This window comes from Variovorax paradoxus EPS (assembly GCF_000184745.1).
GTDB lineage: Bacteria > Pseudomonadota > Gammaproteobacteria > Burkholderiales > Burkholderiaceae_C > Variovorax > Variovorax paradoxus_C.
The window spans coordinates 5,414,432-5,429,749 of the sequence record NC_014931.1 but is presented as its reverse complement, the minus strand read 5'-3'; the positions used below and the strand labels follow the sequence as shown (position 1 = coordinate 5,429,749).

Sequence of the window (15,318 nt, the reverse complement as noted above, 5' to 3'; positions counted from 1 at the left end):
TGCGCTACGCTGTGGAAGCCATCTGTTACCCGGATTACTGCCCATCGTTTCTCGCAAGGCAAGCAGGTCGTGCGCGGTTCGTGTTCAATCTCCGGTTCGCTCTTTACGGACCCGAAGCCATGACTCTGCCGCTGCTGCTGCGCCATACCCGGACGAGTTCGAAAATGTCTCAACTCGAACTTGCGCTGCGCCTTGAAGTCTCGCAGCGCCATGTGAGCTTCGTGGAAACGGGCCGTGCAGCGGCGAGCCGGGAAATGCTGTTGGCCTGGATGGAGGCAGTCGATGCACCTGCATCGATTCGCAACGCCGCGCTGACGATGGCCGGTTTCACCACCGTTGCCGCGGAGACCGCGTCCGCATGGACCGCCGGACCCGACGCGACCGAGCCCGCCCTGCAGCGGATGATTCAACTGCATAACCCCCTGCCGGGCATCGTGTTCGATCCCGACTGGCGTGCGCTGGCTGTGAACCGCAGCGGCAAGTGGCTCTGTTCGATGGTGATGCCCGCGTACTGCGAAGTCATCGACAACGTCTTCGAGGGCATGGACATGATCCACTGCCTCTCCCACGAGGACGGCCTGCTGTCCCGGGCCCGCAACGCAACGCAGGTCGGCGCGGCGCTGTTGCTGCAGTTGCAGACCGAGAGCTGGATACGGCCCGCCCTGTGCCCACGCGTCGAGCGGCTGGCTGAGTCGTTGCAGAGGCGCTACGGCAAGCTGCCCGTTCCGTCGGGGGTCTTGGGTATCGCGGCGCCGAGCGCCGAGATGTGCTTCGATACGCCTCACGGAGAGCTGAACTTCTCGACCTTCCAAAGCGCGTTCGGCATGCCTCATGACATCAATTCATCGTCGCTGCGCATCGAACTCTGGTTCCCCTCCGACGACCGCACGCGCCACGTGATGAACCGGGGCCGTGCCGTCGTTCAGAGCCTCGACTGACTTTCGATCCCAGGCTTTTCGGGAATGGACGCGCACGTCCACAGGTTCAGTGCCGAAGCCGCGTGCACCCGGCTCGCCGACAAGCTCGTCACCGGTACGACAGCACCAGCCCGTGAACCAGCCGGGTCCATCCGTCCAGCATCACGAACAGCAGCAGCTTGAAGGGCAGCGAGATGGTCGTGGGCGCGATCATCGACATGCCCAGCGCGAGCAGCACGGTCGCCACGATCAGGTCCACGACGACGAACACCAGGTAGATGACGAAGCCGATCTGGAACGCGCGCGTGAGCTCGCTGAGCGTGAAGCTCGGCACCAGCACCATGAAGTCGTCGGGCTGCAATTGGGCGGCGCGGGCCTGCGGCCACATGCTCGATGCGGACTTCAGGAAGAACTGGCGCTCGCGCTCGCGCGTGTGCTTCTGCAGGAACTCCTTCAACGGCACCTTGGCCGCGTCGATCACCGCCACGATGTCGTTCAACCCCTCGCCCTTCTGGCCGAGCGTGCGGTTGCGCAGAGCGTCGCCCACCTCCATGCCCACGGGCGCCATGATGTAGACCGACAGGATGATCGCGATGCCGTTGAGCACCATGTTCGGTGGCGTCTGCTGCAGCCCGAGCGCCGTGCGCAGCAGGCCGAAGACGATGATGAGCTTGGTGTAGCTTGTCACCATCAGTGCCGCGAACGATGTGACCCCGAGGGCCAGGATCAGCGCGACGATGGTGATCGGTTCGGGAATGGCTCCTTGCATATGCGTGCCCTTGGGGCTCAGACCTCGCCGGGCGCGAACTCCGACACGCGCACCCCGAGTCGATCGCCCACGGCCACCAGGTAGCCCTTTCCAAGCACATTGCCGTGCGCAAGGATGCGGATCGGGCTGCGGTTGAGCGGCTGCCCCAGGTCAAAGACATGGCCCGGGCGCAGGGCCTTTAGCTCGCCGAGCGAGAGTTCGATGTCTCCCACTTCGAAGCGCAGCATCACCTCCAGGGCGTCAAGCCGGTCGATCGGAAGGCTGGCGCCGGATTCGGCGGCGGCAATGGGCGCGGCGGGGTCTTGTTTCATGGCGCTGTGCAGGGATTGCTGAATGGTGATTCGGGAGCCTTCCGCGAAGGCGAAGAGACGAAAGCCGGCGCGGCGGCCGATCTGCGCGCTCACCACGATCGCGGCATCCAGCGGTGTCCACTGCTCGATGCCGACGATGTCGCCAGGACGGATGGTGCGCAGTTCGCGCAGCTGGATCGGCGTGCTGCCGATGCGGAAGTCGAGCGGAACGCGCAGCGCGTCGAAGCGCGCGGCGGCCGTCGCCGCATCGAGGGTTGCGGCCTTCGGCGCGTCGCTCGGTCCGGCACTCTGAGCGGCGAGCAGTTCGAATCCTTCGGCGTCCTCGAATTGCACGAAGCCATCCAGGGAAGTTCCGCCGGCCGCGGGTACCGCCGAGAAAAACGCCGCGCGCTCGGCATCGCAGACGAACTTGTTCGCATGGCGCAGCGCGGCAGCCTCCGCGTCCATCGGTTGCCACTCGAAGTGCAGTCGAAGCGTCTTCTCCAGGCGGTCGATCAACGGATGCAGCGCATCCGCAAGAAGGATGTAGCGCAGCCCCGCAGGCAGGCTTTCGATGCGGTGCTCGGCCAGCAGCAACTGCACCGCCTGCCGCTCGAGTCCGAGGTGACCGATCTGCGTGCCCAGCCGGAAGCGATAGCTGTCACGCATGGCGTGCGAGAGGACGGGCTGGTGCAGCCAGTGCAGCCTGTAGGTGGCACCCGCGATCGCGAACTCACGCGCGTGCAGGCTCGCGTAGAGCCTGTTGATGGCGCGGACCGAGCCGGCATCCGACCGGGGCAACGCGGGCGCGTCTCCGAGGTCGGTGATGGCCTCGACGTTCGAGGACGCATGCACGCTTGCGTTCACAGATGAATACCTTTCGCTGCAACCGGATCGAAGCCGTGCATCTACGTCTTATCGGGCGGCCAGCTTAGCGAGCGAAACCTGCTCGGAAAAGTACGCAAACACGTAGTGAGGAAAACACCCAAGGCACACCTTTCCTACGAAAACTCGTGGTTGCCCCAGCCTGAGATCGCCACTTAGAGTCCGTCGCCCAACGCTGTGTTTCGCATCGCCGCTTAAGTGCGAAGTTCGCAGCGTTTTCACCGGCACACAACGAACTTCTGAAAGTACGAAGCACACGGCATGGCAAGGAATCCGCGACCCGATCGACAAGGCGGCAGCCGATGGCGCGAGCTCGCCAGCAACGCGGGCCGCTACAACGACTTGCTGCTCGCCGGACTGCTCGTGGTGGTGGTGGCGCTGTTCGTGCTGCCGCTGCCCACGGCGCTGCTCGACCTGCTGATCGCGGCCAACCTTGCAATCAGCCTGGTGCTCCTGATCGTGGCGATGTACGTGCCTTCGGCGCTGTCGCTGTCGACCTTTCCGTCGCTGCTGCTTTTCACCACGCTCTTTCGCCTGGCGCTGAACATCGCATCGACCAAGCTGATCCTGCTGCACGCGCATGCGGGCAACATCATCGACACCTTCGGCAAGCTCATCGTGGGCAACAACGTGGTGGTCGGAGGCGTGGTGTTCCTCATCATCGCCATCGTCCAGTTCATCGTCATCGCCAAGGGGTCGGAGCGGGTCGCCGAAGTTGCCGCGCGGTTCGCGCTTGACGCGATGCCCGGCAAGCAGATGAGCATCGATGCAGACGTGCGTGCGGGCGCCTTGTCCTCGGCGCAGGCGCAAAAGCGACGCCAGCTCCTGGAGCAGGAGTCGCAGCTGCATGGCGCGATGGACGGCGCGATGAAGTTCGTGAAGGGCGACGCGATCGCAAGCATCGTGATCGCGCTCATCAACATCCTGGCGGGGCTGACCATCGGCACCCTGATGCGCGACATGAGCCTGGGCGCCGCGCTGCAGCGCTACGCCATCCTCACGGTCGGCGACGGCATGGTGTCGCAGATCCCGTCGCTGCTGGTCTCCATCGCCGCGGGCATCGTGATCACGCGCGTGAGCACGAGCGACAAGCGCGACTCCCAGCTCGCGCGCCAGATCGGCGAACAACTCACGGCGCACCCGCGCGCGCTCATGATCGCAGGCATCGCGATCGCAAGCTTCGCGCTGGTGCCGGGTTTTCCGAAGTGGGTGTTCGGCCTGCTCGGCGCCGTGCTGCTTGGCGGCGGCTTCGCCGTGCGGCGGCTGCGCAGCCACGGCGGAACGCCCGATTGGATCTCCAGCGACGACAGCCTGTTCGCCGAAGCGCAGGAGGGCGACAACGCCATCGCGGCGCCGCTTTCTCTGCGTTTTTCGCAGGGGTTGCGCAGGGACTTCGACCGCCACCTCCTCAACGACCGCCTCGCCGAGGTCAAGCGGTCGGTCGAGAGCGATCTCGGCCCGATCTTTCCGCGCCTGCAACTGAGCCATTCCGATGCGCTGCCCGAGCACGACTACCAGGTGCTGGTGCACGACGTGGCGGTGGCGCGCGGCACGCTCAGGCCCGGCTGGCTGCTGCTGGACCCCGCGGCAGGCATGCACATGCCGGCGGGAGCGGAGGTCGGCGAGGCCTTCGGGCCGTTCGCCCGTGTCGTGTGGGTGCGCAACCCGGAGCCGGGCTTGGCCGCCTGGCGCGGCGAGGAGATCGTTGCGCTTCACCTCGATCACGCGGTGCGCTGCAGCGTGAAGGAACTCATCGGCTTGCAGGAGGTGCAGCGCTTGCTGCACGCGGTGCAGCGCGAGGCGCCCGAACTCGCCGCGGAGGTGGCGCGCACCGCCTCCACGCAGCGCATCGCCGAGGTGCTCCGGCGCCTGCTGCAGGAGGGCATTCCGATCCGCAATCTGCACGCCATCTTCGAGGCGCTCACCATCTGGGCGCCGAAGGAGCAGGACGGCATCGCGCTCACCGAGCAGGTGCGCGCCCACCTGGGGCGCTACATCACCAGCCGCTATGTCGGACCCAACCGCCAGCTCGAGGCGATCCTGTTCGAGTCGAGCCTGCTGGAGCGCCTCTTCAAGGCGGTGGACCGCACGCCCCACGGCAACCTGTTGCTCCTGAGCCCCGCGGTCGCGCAGGACATTCGCGAGCAGGTGCGCCGCATCCTCGGCTCCACGGCCAACCGCGTGGTCGCCATCGCCTCGGCCGACGTGCGGCGCTACGTGAAGACGCTGCTGGAGCCGGTCGCTCCGCAGCTCACGGTGCTTTCTTACCAGGAAATCGACGACGACGTGGCCCTGCAGCCGGTGGGCTGGGTCACCAATCCGCAAGCCCATTGATGAATGCAACGCCGCCCCTCGCAAAAGCCATCGCGCGCCATGACACCTCAGAACATTCTCGACATCACACGCGAGGGCTTGCTGCTCGTGCTCTGGATCTCGCTGCCGGTGGTGGCGGTGGCCACGTTGACCTCGCTCGTGGTCGCGGTCCTGCAGGCCGTCACGCAGGTGCAGGACCAGAACATCGGGCAATCGATCCGGATGATCGCCGTGATGGTGGCCATCATCGTGACTGCGGGCTGGCTCGGCCGCGACATGATCCGCTTTGCGGAGCGCGCCTTCCAGGTGCTCACGAGCCTCTCATGACCCGCGTCGCAATGCCGATGGCGCGCGGACCGCACCTCTTTCCTGCCAGCCGGCGCGCCTGGGTTCGCGCGGGCGGGAGCATCCTGCTGCTGATGCTCGCCGGCCTGTGGATGCTTCTTGGCGCGCAGCGTGCGGCCGCGGCCGACCTGCGCTGGAACAACCGCCCCTTCCAGATCGTCGCCAACGAGAAGCCGCTGCCCGACTTCCTGCGTGAGCTGGCGTCGTCGCAGGGCATCACCGCGGTAATCGATCCCAAGGTCGCGGGGGTCATCAGCGGCAAGTTCTCCGAGCCTGCGCGCAACATCCTCAACAGCGTCTGCGCGGTGAACGGCCTCACCTGGTACTTCGACGGCGCCTTCCTGTTCATCGACCTCGCGGCCGATGCCAAGAGCGAGGTGCTGCCGATCGCCGCCGACAACGCCGGGCGCATCGCCGAGACGCTGGTGCGCCTTCGCATCTCCGACGAGCGCTATCCGCTGAGCATCAGCGAGAACGACGCGAGCGTGTACGTGACGGGCCCGCGCCGCTATGTCGAGATGGTGCGCCAGGCGGTGCGCCTGGCCGACCAGAAGACCGCCATGGTGGACGGCGCGGAGATTCGCGTCTTTCCGCTCAAGTACGCATGGGCATCGGATTTCCGCATCAACCGCGCCGGCAAGGAAACCGTGATCCCGGGCGTCGCGAACGTGCTGCGCAGCCTCTACGGACGCCACAACGGCGCCACCGGCAGCGCCGTCTCGGGCGGTGGACGCGTGAACGGCTCGAGCCTGTCGATCGGCCCGAATCGCCAGATCAAGCTTCGCTCGGGCGAGTCGATCAATGCGCCGAAGATGGAGCTCTCCGGCGTCGGCAGCATGGGCGACGGGGGCGCGACCCTGGGCGGCGTCTCGGGCATCGGCGGGGAGCTGCCGCAGTTCCAGGCCGACACGCGGATGAACGCCGTGCTGGTGCGCGACACACCGGCGCGCATGGCGCAATACGAACGTCTGATCGCATCGATGGACGTGCGCCCGCGGCTGATCGAGATCGAGGTCACGATCATGGACATCAGCAGCGACACGCTCAGCAGCCTGGGCGTGGACTGGCGGCTGCACGGGCGCCACTACGACTTCCAGACCGGCCGTGGCGACCGGGGGCCGCTCACCTGGGACGGCAGCGGCAACGAGGCGGGCCAGATCGGCGGCGTCAACAGCAACGGCAACCCGGTCACGCCGCTTGGCGCGATGTTCACCGCCGCCATCGGCAACAGCGCGCGCAACTACCTGCTGGCCCGCGTGACCGCGCTCGCCAGCAACGGCGAGGCCAACTTCGTCGCCCGGCCCAAGGTGATGACGCTGGACAACACCGAGGCGGTGCTGGAGAACATGAGCGAGTTCTACGTGCGCGTCGACGGTTTCCAGGACGCGGGCCTCTTCAGCGTCACGGCCGGCACGGCAGTGCGCGTCACGCCGCTCATCATCGACGAGAAGACCGGCCGCGGCGTGATGATGTCCATCGACATCGTCGATGGCGACGTCAGCACGCAGGCGGTGGACCGCATTCCCATCGTGCGGCGTCGCTCGGTCAACACGCAGGCGCTTGTCGACGAGGGCGCCAGCCTGCTGATCGCGGGGTATTCCTCGGAGGAGCGCGCCAACGCCGTGACGGGCGTGCCGCTGCTCAAGGACCTGCCGGGGGTGGGCAACCTCTTCAAGTACAGCGACAAGAAGCAGGTCAACATGGAGCGCTTCTACCTGCTCACGCCGCGCCTTGTGTCGCCGGGATCGAGCACCGCGCTGCCGACCCTCCCGCTGATGGGAACGGGCGCGGCCGGCGCGACGGCGGGGGCAGGGGGATGAGCATGGCCAAGGAAACGCTTCCCGGCGATCGCCTGGAGCCGGCGGGCGCGATCGCGGACGACGTGTCGGATGCGCCTGCTGCGTTGCTGGACGGCAAGCCCGGCGAGCAAACCAAGGGTGGCGGGGACGTCGAGGCGGCTGCCGCGAACGCGCTCGCGACGGGCTGGTGCCTTCGCTTTCTGAGCGGCGCCGTCAAGGGCCGCACCATCGCGCTGCGCCCAGGGATGAACGTGCTGGGCTCCGCACCCGAATGCGAGGTGATGCTGCCCGGCGGCGATGTGCTGCCCCGGCACCTGGTGTTCTCCGTCGGTGAACTCGTCGTGACCCTGCAGCGCCTGGGCACCGCCTCTTCGCGGCTGAACGGCGCCCCCATGCTGGCGCCGCGCAGAAGCGTCGTGGCGGGGGACATCGTGAGCATCGGGCAGATCGATTTCCAGCTCGACCGCAGCTATGCGCCCGACCCGCGCGAGGACCGCATGTTCGCGCCGCCGCAACGGGGTACGCAGCAGAGCGACTCCGGCGCCCTTGGCGAGTCCGCGCCGGCCGGTCGCCTGGGCTTCTGGGTGGCGGGCGTGCTGGTACTTGCGGCGGTGCTCGGCATCGCGGTGGTGCTGGCCGGTGCCGGTCGCTGGTCGATCGGCGACGGCTCCCGCAGCGTGAACCTCTCGGCGGTCGAGAAGGCGCTTGCGCCCTTTCCCGAGGTGGAGGTCCTTGCGACCGGCGGCGGACAGTTCAGCGTGAAGGGCTACGTCGAGTCGCGGGAGCGTCGCCAGAAGCTCGAGCAGGCCATGGCGCCGTTCGGGCGCAACGTCAGCGTGCATGCGCACACGGCCGAGGACATGGTCGAGCAGGCGCGGCGCTACGTGGGCGACCCGGGCGTCGCCGTGACCTACACGGGGCAGGGCCGCCTGGTGCTGAGCGGCACCGTGGAAGACTCCGCCGTGCGCCAGAAGATTCGCCGCCTGAGCGAAGACCTGCATCCGTCGGTGCTCGTCTATGACAAGGTGAGCTACCGCGAGAAGCCCAAGCCGGAAAACAAGGATGACGACCTGCGCGCGCGCTGGGAGGGCTGGCAGAGCGTGCTGCCGTCGCGCATGGTGAGCATCACCGAAGACGCCGACGGCCTGCGCCATATCCAGCTGTCCAACGGCTCCCGCTATTACGAAGGTTCGGTGCTGCAGTCGGGCGCCGAACTCAAGCGCATCGACGCCGACGGGCTGGTCCTGAGCGGCGGCGTGCCCAGCAAGAAGACGCCCAGATGAAGCACGCGCGCATCGCCCGCTTCGTCACGCCCCCGGTTTCATGCGGCGGCCTCGTGCCGGCCGCGTGGAATGGCGCCGCCCGCCGAGGCGGCGCCGCATTTGCCTGAAACCTCAACCACCTCACCAGGAGTAACGCATGCCAGAAGATCCCACAGTCCAGATGCGCGCCGCGGCCGCAGAGCAGGTCCGCGTGATGGGCGTCGGCATCGAGATCAACTCGATGACCCAGATCGCCGCCACCACCGCCCACACGATGAACGCCGGCACGACGGCAACGGGCGACGTCGGCAAGGCGGTCGCGAGCCACATGGAGCGCGCCTCGACCAAGCCGGCCTGATCGATACGCGTGGCGCCGGCCCCGGCGCCACGCGGTTTTTTTAGAGAGGAGGTGAACCATGACCGATCCCACCGTGGCGGCCGCCGCAGGCGCGGCGCCCCCAGAGATGACAGGGCCTGCCGCTCAGCAGGCTGCGAACCCCGCCCGCTTCGACCCGGCGGAGACGCGCACCTTCGCCAACATGATGCAGGCGGGCCCCCAGGGCGCGGCCGCCGTGTCGTCGCCCAGCGCGCTCGGCGATGCGGCAAAGGCCATGGCTGCGCAGATGTCGGGCAACAACCGTTCCTTCGAGGACATGCAAAAGAGCCTGTTGGCGTCGGTCGATTTCAACGATCCGATCGGCACCATGTTTGCCATGACCGACCATCAGATGGAGATGCAGATGTTCTTCACGAAGATACATTTCTCCTCCAGCATGGCGAGCGCCGCCACCAATGTCTTCGGCACCTTGCTGAAGAACCAGCAGTGAGGCCGCAGTGAACCGCACCGCCGCCCGACGCCGCATGACGCTGCCCGCGACCGCCGTCTTTCGCTGGGTGGCAGCGCTCCTCCTGGTGCTCGCGCTCGGCGGCTGCAAGGTCGCGATCTTTTCCAATCTCAACGAGGTCGAGGCGAACGAGATCGTGGTGGCTCTCGCGGCCGAAGGCATCGACGCCTCCAAGACCCGCCTGGAGGGCACGAACTGGCAGGTCGATGTCGAGGAAAGCCGCATGGGCACCGCGCTCGAGATCCTGCGCGCGCAGGGCTTGCCAGCCGAACGCTACGCGAGCATGGGCGACGTGTTCCAGAAGCAGGGCCTGGTCTCCACGCCCTCGGAAGAACGCATGCGCTACATCTACGCGGTGTCCCAGGAACTCGCGCAGACGCTGCGCACGGTGGACGGCGTGGTCGCCGCGCGCGTGCACGTCGTCATTCCGGCCAACGATCCGCTGAGCGACAAGCTGCGACCTTCGTCGGCGGCGGTGTTCATCAAGCACCGGCCCGACGTGGACATCCGCCTGCTGTCGTCCGCGTTGAAGGATATGGTGGCCCACAGCATAGAGGGCCTGTCGCACGAGCAGGTGTCGCTTTCGCTTTTCGAAGCGCGCCGCGCCGCCGCGCCGTCGGCGGCGCGGGCCGGCTCTCCGCTGGTGCTGGGGCTCTTCTCGACCCAGGCCGCCATGGTGTTGCTGGGCCTGCTGCTGCTCGCGGCGCTGTGCGTTGCGGTGCTTCCGGGGCTGCTGCGCAAGCGCGGCCTGGACGGATGGAGCTGGATGCGCCGTCAGGTGCTGCGGCGCTAGGGCACGGATGGGACGCTCGATGCCCGAGACCACCGCCGGCCCGGCGAACACGTCGAACACGGCGCACGGGCCGATGGACCTGGTGCGGCTGGTCGTGCGCTTCAACGCCCATCCCGAGATCGACCTGCATCCGAGCTGGTTGCCTGCGCAGTGGCCCGCGCGGGTTCGTTCGCCGCGCCGGCTCGGCCCGGCGGGTCGCGCCGTCCTGTGCGGGCTGCTGCGCCGCGAGCAGGTGCTCGGCGCGGTGCCCGACTACGACTTCGATTCGCGCCTCAAGCGCCTGGCGCTCCTGGACGGCGATTCCCTGCGCCGGCTTGCCGCCTACGTCGGCTTCTGCGCGCACCTGCCTCTCTTCAAGGTGCGCGGCGGCGCCGGCTACCAGATCCGCCGGCAAGCGCGCCGCTTCGACGCGGATGCCGTGGACTTCGTGCTCGACCGCGTGCCGCAGCCGAGCGAACTGCGCATGGACACGAGCAACCTGCAGCAACGCCCCATCGCCACCGGCCGCGTGGTCGTCGATCGGGGCTACCGGCTGCTGCTGGGCGCCGCCGCCGCAGAGGGCGAGCTCGTGCTCGAACGTCTGCGCCACAAGCTGCCTCACCGCATCTCGCTCCTGGGGGTGCCGGCGCTCGAGCCGCGCCAGGCGCGCCAACTCAACGAACTGATGCTGTCGTGCATCGTTCCCGAAAGACTGCCGCAATGGGACTGGCTTTTCTGATCACCACCGACAACCTGCAGCTCCTGAGCGAACGCAAGGTGCTCAAGGAGAATGAATACGCCGCCTTGCTGGAGGCCTCCGAAGTGGTGGAGACCGCGCGGGCCGAGGCCGGCCGCATGGTCGAGCAGGCCGAACTCACCGCCGAGGCCAGCCGGCGCGAAGGCTACGACGAAGGGCTCAGGCAGGCCAAGGCGGAGTACACGAAGCAAATGCTCTCCGACGCGATGGCGGTGGAGCGGCAATTGCACGCACTGCGCACCTCCATGGCGCAAATCGTCGTCAAGGCCGTCGGCCAGTTCCTGGTGGAGTCCGATCCGGCCACGCTGTTCCGCTCGGCGCTGATGCGTGTGGAGACGCTGCTGCGGGCCGAGTCGTTCATCACCGTGCGCGTTGCGCCGGCGCAGGAAGCCAAGATGCGCGAGACGCTGCATCGCCTGCGCACCGATTCCAAGTGGACCACCAACGTCAGCATCATTCCCGATGCCGACCTCGCCGCCGGCGCCTGCACGGTGCAGACCTCCACCGGCGTGCTCGAGATCGGCGTGGACGCCCAGCTCGAAGCGTTTCGGCGCGCCGTGGAGACCGGCGGCGTCGCTCCGCCGTTCGGAGGCGCGCGATGACGGCGCGCCCCTTCGGCGCGCGCAGCGCCGCAGTGTCCGACGCTGCGCTCGGCATCGCCGCGGACCTGGAACGCGCATTCGCCCACGTCACGCCGGTGGGCATGCGCGGGCGGGTGAGCAAGGCCGTCGGCACGCTCATCGACGCCACCGGGATCCAGGCGCATGTCGGCGAACTGGTCGAGCTGGTCACGCCGGGCGAGCCGCCGCTGCTTGCCGAAGTGGTGGGATTCCGCGGCAATACGGCGGTGCTCACGCCTCTCGGGCCGATTACCGGGATATCGGCGCTGACGGAAGTCGTGCCCACCGGCGGCGGCCACAGCTGCCCGGTGGGATCGCAACTGCTCGGGCGGGTGCTCGATGCCATGGGGCAGCCCATCGATGGGCGCGGCGGACTCGCCGCCGCGGCGCGCCAGCCGGTGCACCGCGAGCCGGTCAACCCGCTCGCGCGCCGGATGATCGATGCGCCGCTCCCCACGGGCATTCGCGCCATCGACGCGCTGCTCACGTTGGGCGAGGGGCAGCGCATCGGCGTGTTCTCGCCGCCAGGCGTGGGCAAGAGCACCTTGCTGGGCATGCTTGCGCGCGGCTCGTCCGCCGACGTCAACGTGATCGCCCTCATCGGCGAGCGCGGCCGCGAGGTGAAGGAATTCATCGAGCACAGCCTCGGGCCCGAGGGCATGGCGAAATCGGTGATCGTGGTCTCGACCTCCGAGCGGCCGCCCATGGAGCGCATCAAGTCGGCGCATGTGGCCACGACCATCGCCGAGTATTTCCGCGACCAGGGAAAGAAGGTGCTTCTGCTGATGGATTCGCTCTCGCGCTTCGCCCGCGCGCAGCGCGAGATCGGTCTGGCCAGCGGCGAGCCGCCCACGCGGCGCAGCTATCCGCCGTCGATCTTCTCGATGCTGCCGCAACTGCTCGAGCGCGCGGGGCAGGGCGAGAGCGGCTCCATCACGGCGATCTACTCGGTGCTCACCGAAGGGGACGAGGAGAACGATCCCATCGCCGAGGAGGTGCGCTCGATCCTCGACGGCCACGTGGTGCTGTCGCGCAAGCTTGCCGCAGCCAACCGGTACCCGGCCATCGACGTGCTCGCCAGCATCAGCCGCGTGATGCCGCTGGTGACCGACCCCGCCCACCGCGCCGCCGCGGCGCACCTGCGGGAGTTGTTGTCCAAGTACCAGGAGATGGAATTGCTGGTGCAGATCGGCGAATACAAGCCCGGTGGCGACGCGCAGGCCGACGCAGCGGTGCGGGCGCGGCCGGCGATCCTGGAATTCCTCGCGCAGGCCCCCGGGCAGAGCGTGCCCTATGCGCAAACTCTTGCGGCCCTGCACGAATTCAGTGGGAAGGAGCAAGTGAATGGATGAAGCCGGCATCGACTGGAAGCGCCTGGTGGCGGTGCGCGAACAGCACAAGACGCGCTCTGCCGGCGTGGTGACGCGCGAGCGCGCGGCCGCGCAGGAGAGCCTGGCGGCACTGGAGCAGGCACGCGAACTCCACGAGCGCGAGCAGCAGGGCAAGAGCAGCCACTGGCAGGCACTGCAGGCGTCCTTCGCGGCCGGGCAATGCGACGTCTCGCAACTGCGCACGGCCAGCGCGTGGAGCGGCGCGCTCGATGCGCAGATCGCCCAGGCCCACGCGAAGGCGCTGGCCGCCGCCAGGGCGCATGCGCAGCAGGAAGAAGTGCTCGAGCGCAGCCGCCAGGCGCTGCGAACCGCGAGCGCGAAGCTGGAGAAGGCCACGCAGATGAAGGAGCGTGCCGCAGGCGAGCGCCTGCGTGTCGCCGAAATGCGCCTCGAGGACAGTGCCGACGAGGCGGGCTCGCAGGCCTGGGCGGCCCGTCGCGCGGCATAGGAGGACACCAGGCATGGGCCATGTCGCCGACTGGGCTGAGTTCGAGAAGTTCGTATCCGCGGTGGTGCTCACGCTGCCGCGGCTGTTCGCGATCTTCTCGGTCGTTCCTTTCTTCTCGGGCACGATGATCACCGGCATCGTGCGCAGCGGCGTGCTGCTCATCCTCGCGGCGTTCATGTCGCCGCTGGCCGGCGAGTTCCCGGGCGCCTCCCCCATGACCTACATGCTCATCGCGGGCAAGGAAGCGCTCATCGGCCTGCTGCTGGGCCTGGGCTTCGGCATCTTCATCTGGGCGATCCAGAGCGTGGGCGATCTGATCGACTTCCAGACCGGCTCGGCCAACGCCTCGTTCTTCGATCCCGTGGCGGGCCATGAGAACGGCGCCACCGGCGAATTCCTCGGCTGGGTCGTGATCGCGCTCTTCGTGTCTGCGGGCGGCCTGCTGGCGATGCTGGGCGCGGTGATCGACTCCTACCGGCTGTGGCCGGTCGGCTCGTTCTTTCCGGATGCCGGGCTGGTGCTCGAGCAGTTCGCGGTGCGCCAGGGCGACACGCTTTTCCTCTGGATCGTCAAGCTCGCCGCGCCGATCATCTTCGTGCTGCTGCTGGTCGAACTCGGCACCGGCCTGGTGGGCCGTGTTGCGCCGCAGCTCAACGTGTTCGTTTTCGCGCAGCCGCTCAAGAGCCTCCTGGCTCACCTGATGATGCTGCTGTTCCTGTTTTTTCTGTACGAGTCGCTGCAGCAGTTCCTGCGCCCCGAGAACGGCGTGCTCGAATTCCTGCGGGCAACGCTCTAGCGGTCGATGGCGGAAAAGGACCAGGCCCCCACACGCAAGCGCCTGCGCGAGGCTCGCCGGCGCGGCGAGGTGGCGTTCAGCGCCGACGTGGCCTCCACCGTCGGCTTTGCCGCGGTTCTCTGCGCCGTCTGGCTCGGCGGCCATTCCATCTACAGCCTGCTGCGAGAACTGTGGCTTCATGCCACCAGCACCTCCTTGCTGAGCCGGCCGGACGACCGCTTCGGTGAACTGGTGCTGCACACCGGCGAGGCATTGCTGTGGGGCACGGTGCCCATCATGGGGATCGCGGCGCTCGCGGGCATCGTCGGTTCGCTGTTCCAGGTCGGCGGCATGGCTGCCTGGGGGCGCCTGGTGCCCGACATGAACCGCATGAACCCGGCCGAGGGATTCAAGCGCATCTTCTCCACGCGCAGCGCCATCAACCTGCTGAAGATGGTGCTCAAGACCGTGCTGCTGGGCGCGCTGATGTTCCTGGTGGTGCGCGGCTACCTGGATACCGCGCTCAAGCTCGGCTACGCGACGCCCGCGGGCATCCTGGCCGCAGGCGCCCGGATGGTGCTGCAGGCCTTCGGCTGGGCGCTGCTCGTGTATGCGCTGATGGCCGCCATCGACTATGCGCACGAGCATCACGAGTTCATCAAGCAGCAGCGAATGTCCTTCGAGGACATCCGCCAGGAACACAAGGAATCCGACGGCGACCCCCTGACCCAGGCGCGCCGGCGCTCGGCCCACTTCGAGGCGGTGTATGCGAGCCTGGCCGACCGCGTGCGCGCCGCCTCGGCGGTGATCTGCTCGGCGCGCGTGGCGGTGGCGCTGCAGTACCTGGGAGAGCGCGACCTGCCGCGTGTCATCGCGCGCGGCGAGGGCGAGGTCGGCGCCCAGATCCGGCGCTTCGCGAGCGAAGGCCTCATTCCCACCGAATTCGAGCCCTCGCTCGCCGAGCGGCTCTACGAGGACGTGCCCCAGGACCAGGCGATTCCGCGCTCGCTCTACGCCCCTGTGGCCCGGCTCCTGCGCTGGGCGCAGGGCGGGGAGCCGGGCGCTTGAGCCGGCCCCTGGCCGCGCCGCACGGCAACACACCACGAACGCGGACGGCGCATGCCGCCTCG

The 15,318-nt window shown here is 68.0% G+C and carries 16 protein-coding genes; 14 read left to right on the top strand and 2 right to left on the bottom strand.

Annotation, left to right across the window (positions count from 1 at the left end):
* Positions 1 to 119: 119 nt before the first annotated feature.
* Complete coding sequence (locus tag VARPA_RS24880) at positions 120 to 938, top strand: helix-turn-helix domain-containing protein (RefSeq protein ID WP_013543354.1); 819 nt, start codon at positions 120 to 122, stop codon at positions 936 to 938.
* Between the two features lie 88 nt (positions 939 to 1,026).
* Here the strand turns inward: VARPA_RS24880 and sctR are convergent, their stop codons facing one another.
* Together sctR and sctQ are read right to left on the bottom strand one after the other, a co-directional pair.
* The gene (gene sctR / locus VARPA_RS24875) at positions 1,027 to 1,686 is read right to left on the bottom strand and encodes a type III secretion system export apparatus subunit SctR (RefSeq protein ID WP_013543353.1); all 660 of its coding nucleotides are present in this window, start codon (positions 1,684 to 1,686) and stop codon (positions 1,027 to 1,029) included.
* Positions 1,687 to 1,703: 17 nt separating this feature from the next.
* Entirely contained in the window at positions 1,704 to 2,843 is a 1,140-nt protein-coding gene (sctQ, locus tag VARPA_RS24870; protein WP_013543352.1) for a type III secretion system cytoplasmic ring protein SctQ, read from the bottom strand.
* A gap of 279 nt (positions 2,844 to 3,122) precedes the next feature.
* Here sctQ and sctV point away from each other — a divergent pair, with 279 nt between their 5' ends.
* From sctV to VARPA_RS24810, 13 genes are all read left to right on the top strand, one after another.
* Positions 3,123 to 5,195, top strand: a complete 2,073-nt coding sequence (sctV, locus tag VARPA_RS24865) for a type III secretion system export apparatus subunit SctV (protein WP_013543351.1) — start codon at positions 3,123 to 3,125, stop codon at positions 5,193 to 5,195.
* 39 nt (positions 5,196 to 5,234) lie between these two features.
* Complete coding sequence (gene sctS, locus VARPA_RS24860) at positions 5,235 to 5,501, top strand: type III secretion system export apparatus subunit SctS (RefSeq protein WP_013543350.1); 267 nt, start codon at positions 5,235 to 5,237, stop codon at positions 5,499 to 5,501.
* A complete protein-coding gene (sctC, locus tag VARPA_RS24855; RefSeq protein WP_013543349.1) occupies positions 5,498 to 7,339 on the top strand; it encodes a type III secretion system outer membrane ring subunit SctC in 1,842 nt (613 codons plus the stop codon). The genes sctS and sctC overlap by 4 nt, the downstream gene beginning before the upstream one ends.
* A 2-nt stretch (positions 7,340 to 7,341) precedes the next feature.
* Positions 7,342 to 8,601, top strand: a complete 1,260-nt coding sequence (locus tag VARPA_RS24850) for an FHA domain-containing protein (protein ID WP_144299037.1) — start codon at positions 7,342 to 7,344, stop codon at positions 8,599 to 8,601.
* Between the two features lie 136 nt (positions 8,602 to 8,737).
* Positions 8,738 to 8,938 (top strand): hypothetical protein, encoded by a 201-nt coding sequence (locus VARPA_RS31220; RefSeq protein WP_013543346.1) that lies wholly within the window; start codon positions 8,738 to 8,740, stop codon positions 8,936 to 8,938.
* A gap of 58 nt (positions 8,939 to 8,996) precedes the next feature.
* Positions 8,997 to 9,407, top strand: coding sequence for a hypothetical protein (locus VARPA_RS24845; protein ID WP_013543345.1), 411 nt, complete (start codon positions 8,997 to 8,999; stop codon positions 9,405 to 9,407).
* A gap of 7 nt (positions 9,408 to 9,414) precedes the next feature.
* Positions 9,415 to 10,218, top strand: a complete 804-nt coding sequence (gene sctJ, locus VARPA_RS24840; RefSeq protein ID WP_013543344.1) for a type III secretion system inner membrane ring lipoprotein SctJ — start codon at positions 9,415 to 9,417, stop codon at positions 10,216 to 10,218.
* Between the two features lie 19 nt (positions 10,219 to 10,237).
* The gene (locus VARPA_RS24835) at positions 10,238 to 10,936 is read left to right on the top strand and encodes a SctK family type III secretion system sorting platform protein (protein ID WP_013543343.1); all 699 of its coding nucleotides are present in this window, start codon (positions 10,238 to 10,240) and stop codon (positions 10,934 to 10,936) included.
* Positions 10,918 to 11,556, top strand: coding sequence for a type III secretion system stator protein SctL (gene sctL / locus VARPA_RS24830; protein WP_013543342.1), 639 nt, complete (start codon positions 10,918 to 10,920; stop codon positions 11,554 to 11,556). Before VARPA_RS24835 ends, sctL begins: the two co-directional genes overlap by 19 nt.
* On the top strand, positions 11,553 to 12,926 hold the full coding sequence (locus tag VARPA_RS24825; RefSeq protein WP_013543341.1) for a FliI/YscN family ATPase: 1,374 nt from the start codon (positions 11,553 to 11,555) through the stop codon (positions 12,924 to 12,926). The genes sctL and VARPA_RS24825 overlap by 4 nt, the downstream gene beginning before the upstream one ends.
* The gene (locus tag VARPA_RS24820; protein WP_013543340.1) at positions 12,919 to 13,413 is read left to right on the top strand and encodes an HPr kinase; all 495 of its coding nucleotides are present in this window, start codon (positions 12,919 to 12,921) and stop codon (positions 13,411 to 13,413) included. The genes VARPA_RS24825 and VARPA_RS24820 overlap by 8 nt, the downstream gene beginning before the upstream one ends.
* Positions 13,414 to 13,426: 13 nt before the next feature.
* Positions 13,427 to 14,209 carry a type III secretion system export apparatus subunit SctT gene (gene sctT, locus VARPA_RS24815; protein WP_013543339.1) on the top strand — a complete coding sequence of 261 codons (783 nt, stop codon included), beginning with the start codon at positions 13,427 to 13,429 and terminating at the stop codon, positions 14,207 to 14,209.
* Positions 14,210 to 14,215: 6 nt separating this feature from the next.
* Positions 14,216 to 15,256 (top strand): EscU/YscU/HrcU family type III secretion system export apparatus switch protein, encoded by a 1,041-nt coding sequence (locus VARPA_RS24810; protein ID WP_013543338.1) that lies wholly within the window; start codon positions 14,216 to 14,218, stop codon positions 15,254 to 15,256.
* Positions 15,257 to 15,318 lie beyond the last annotated feature (62 nt).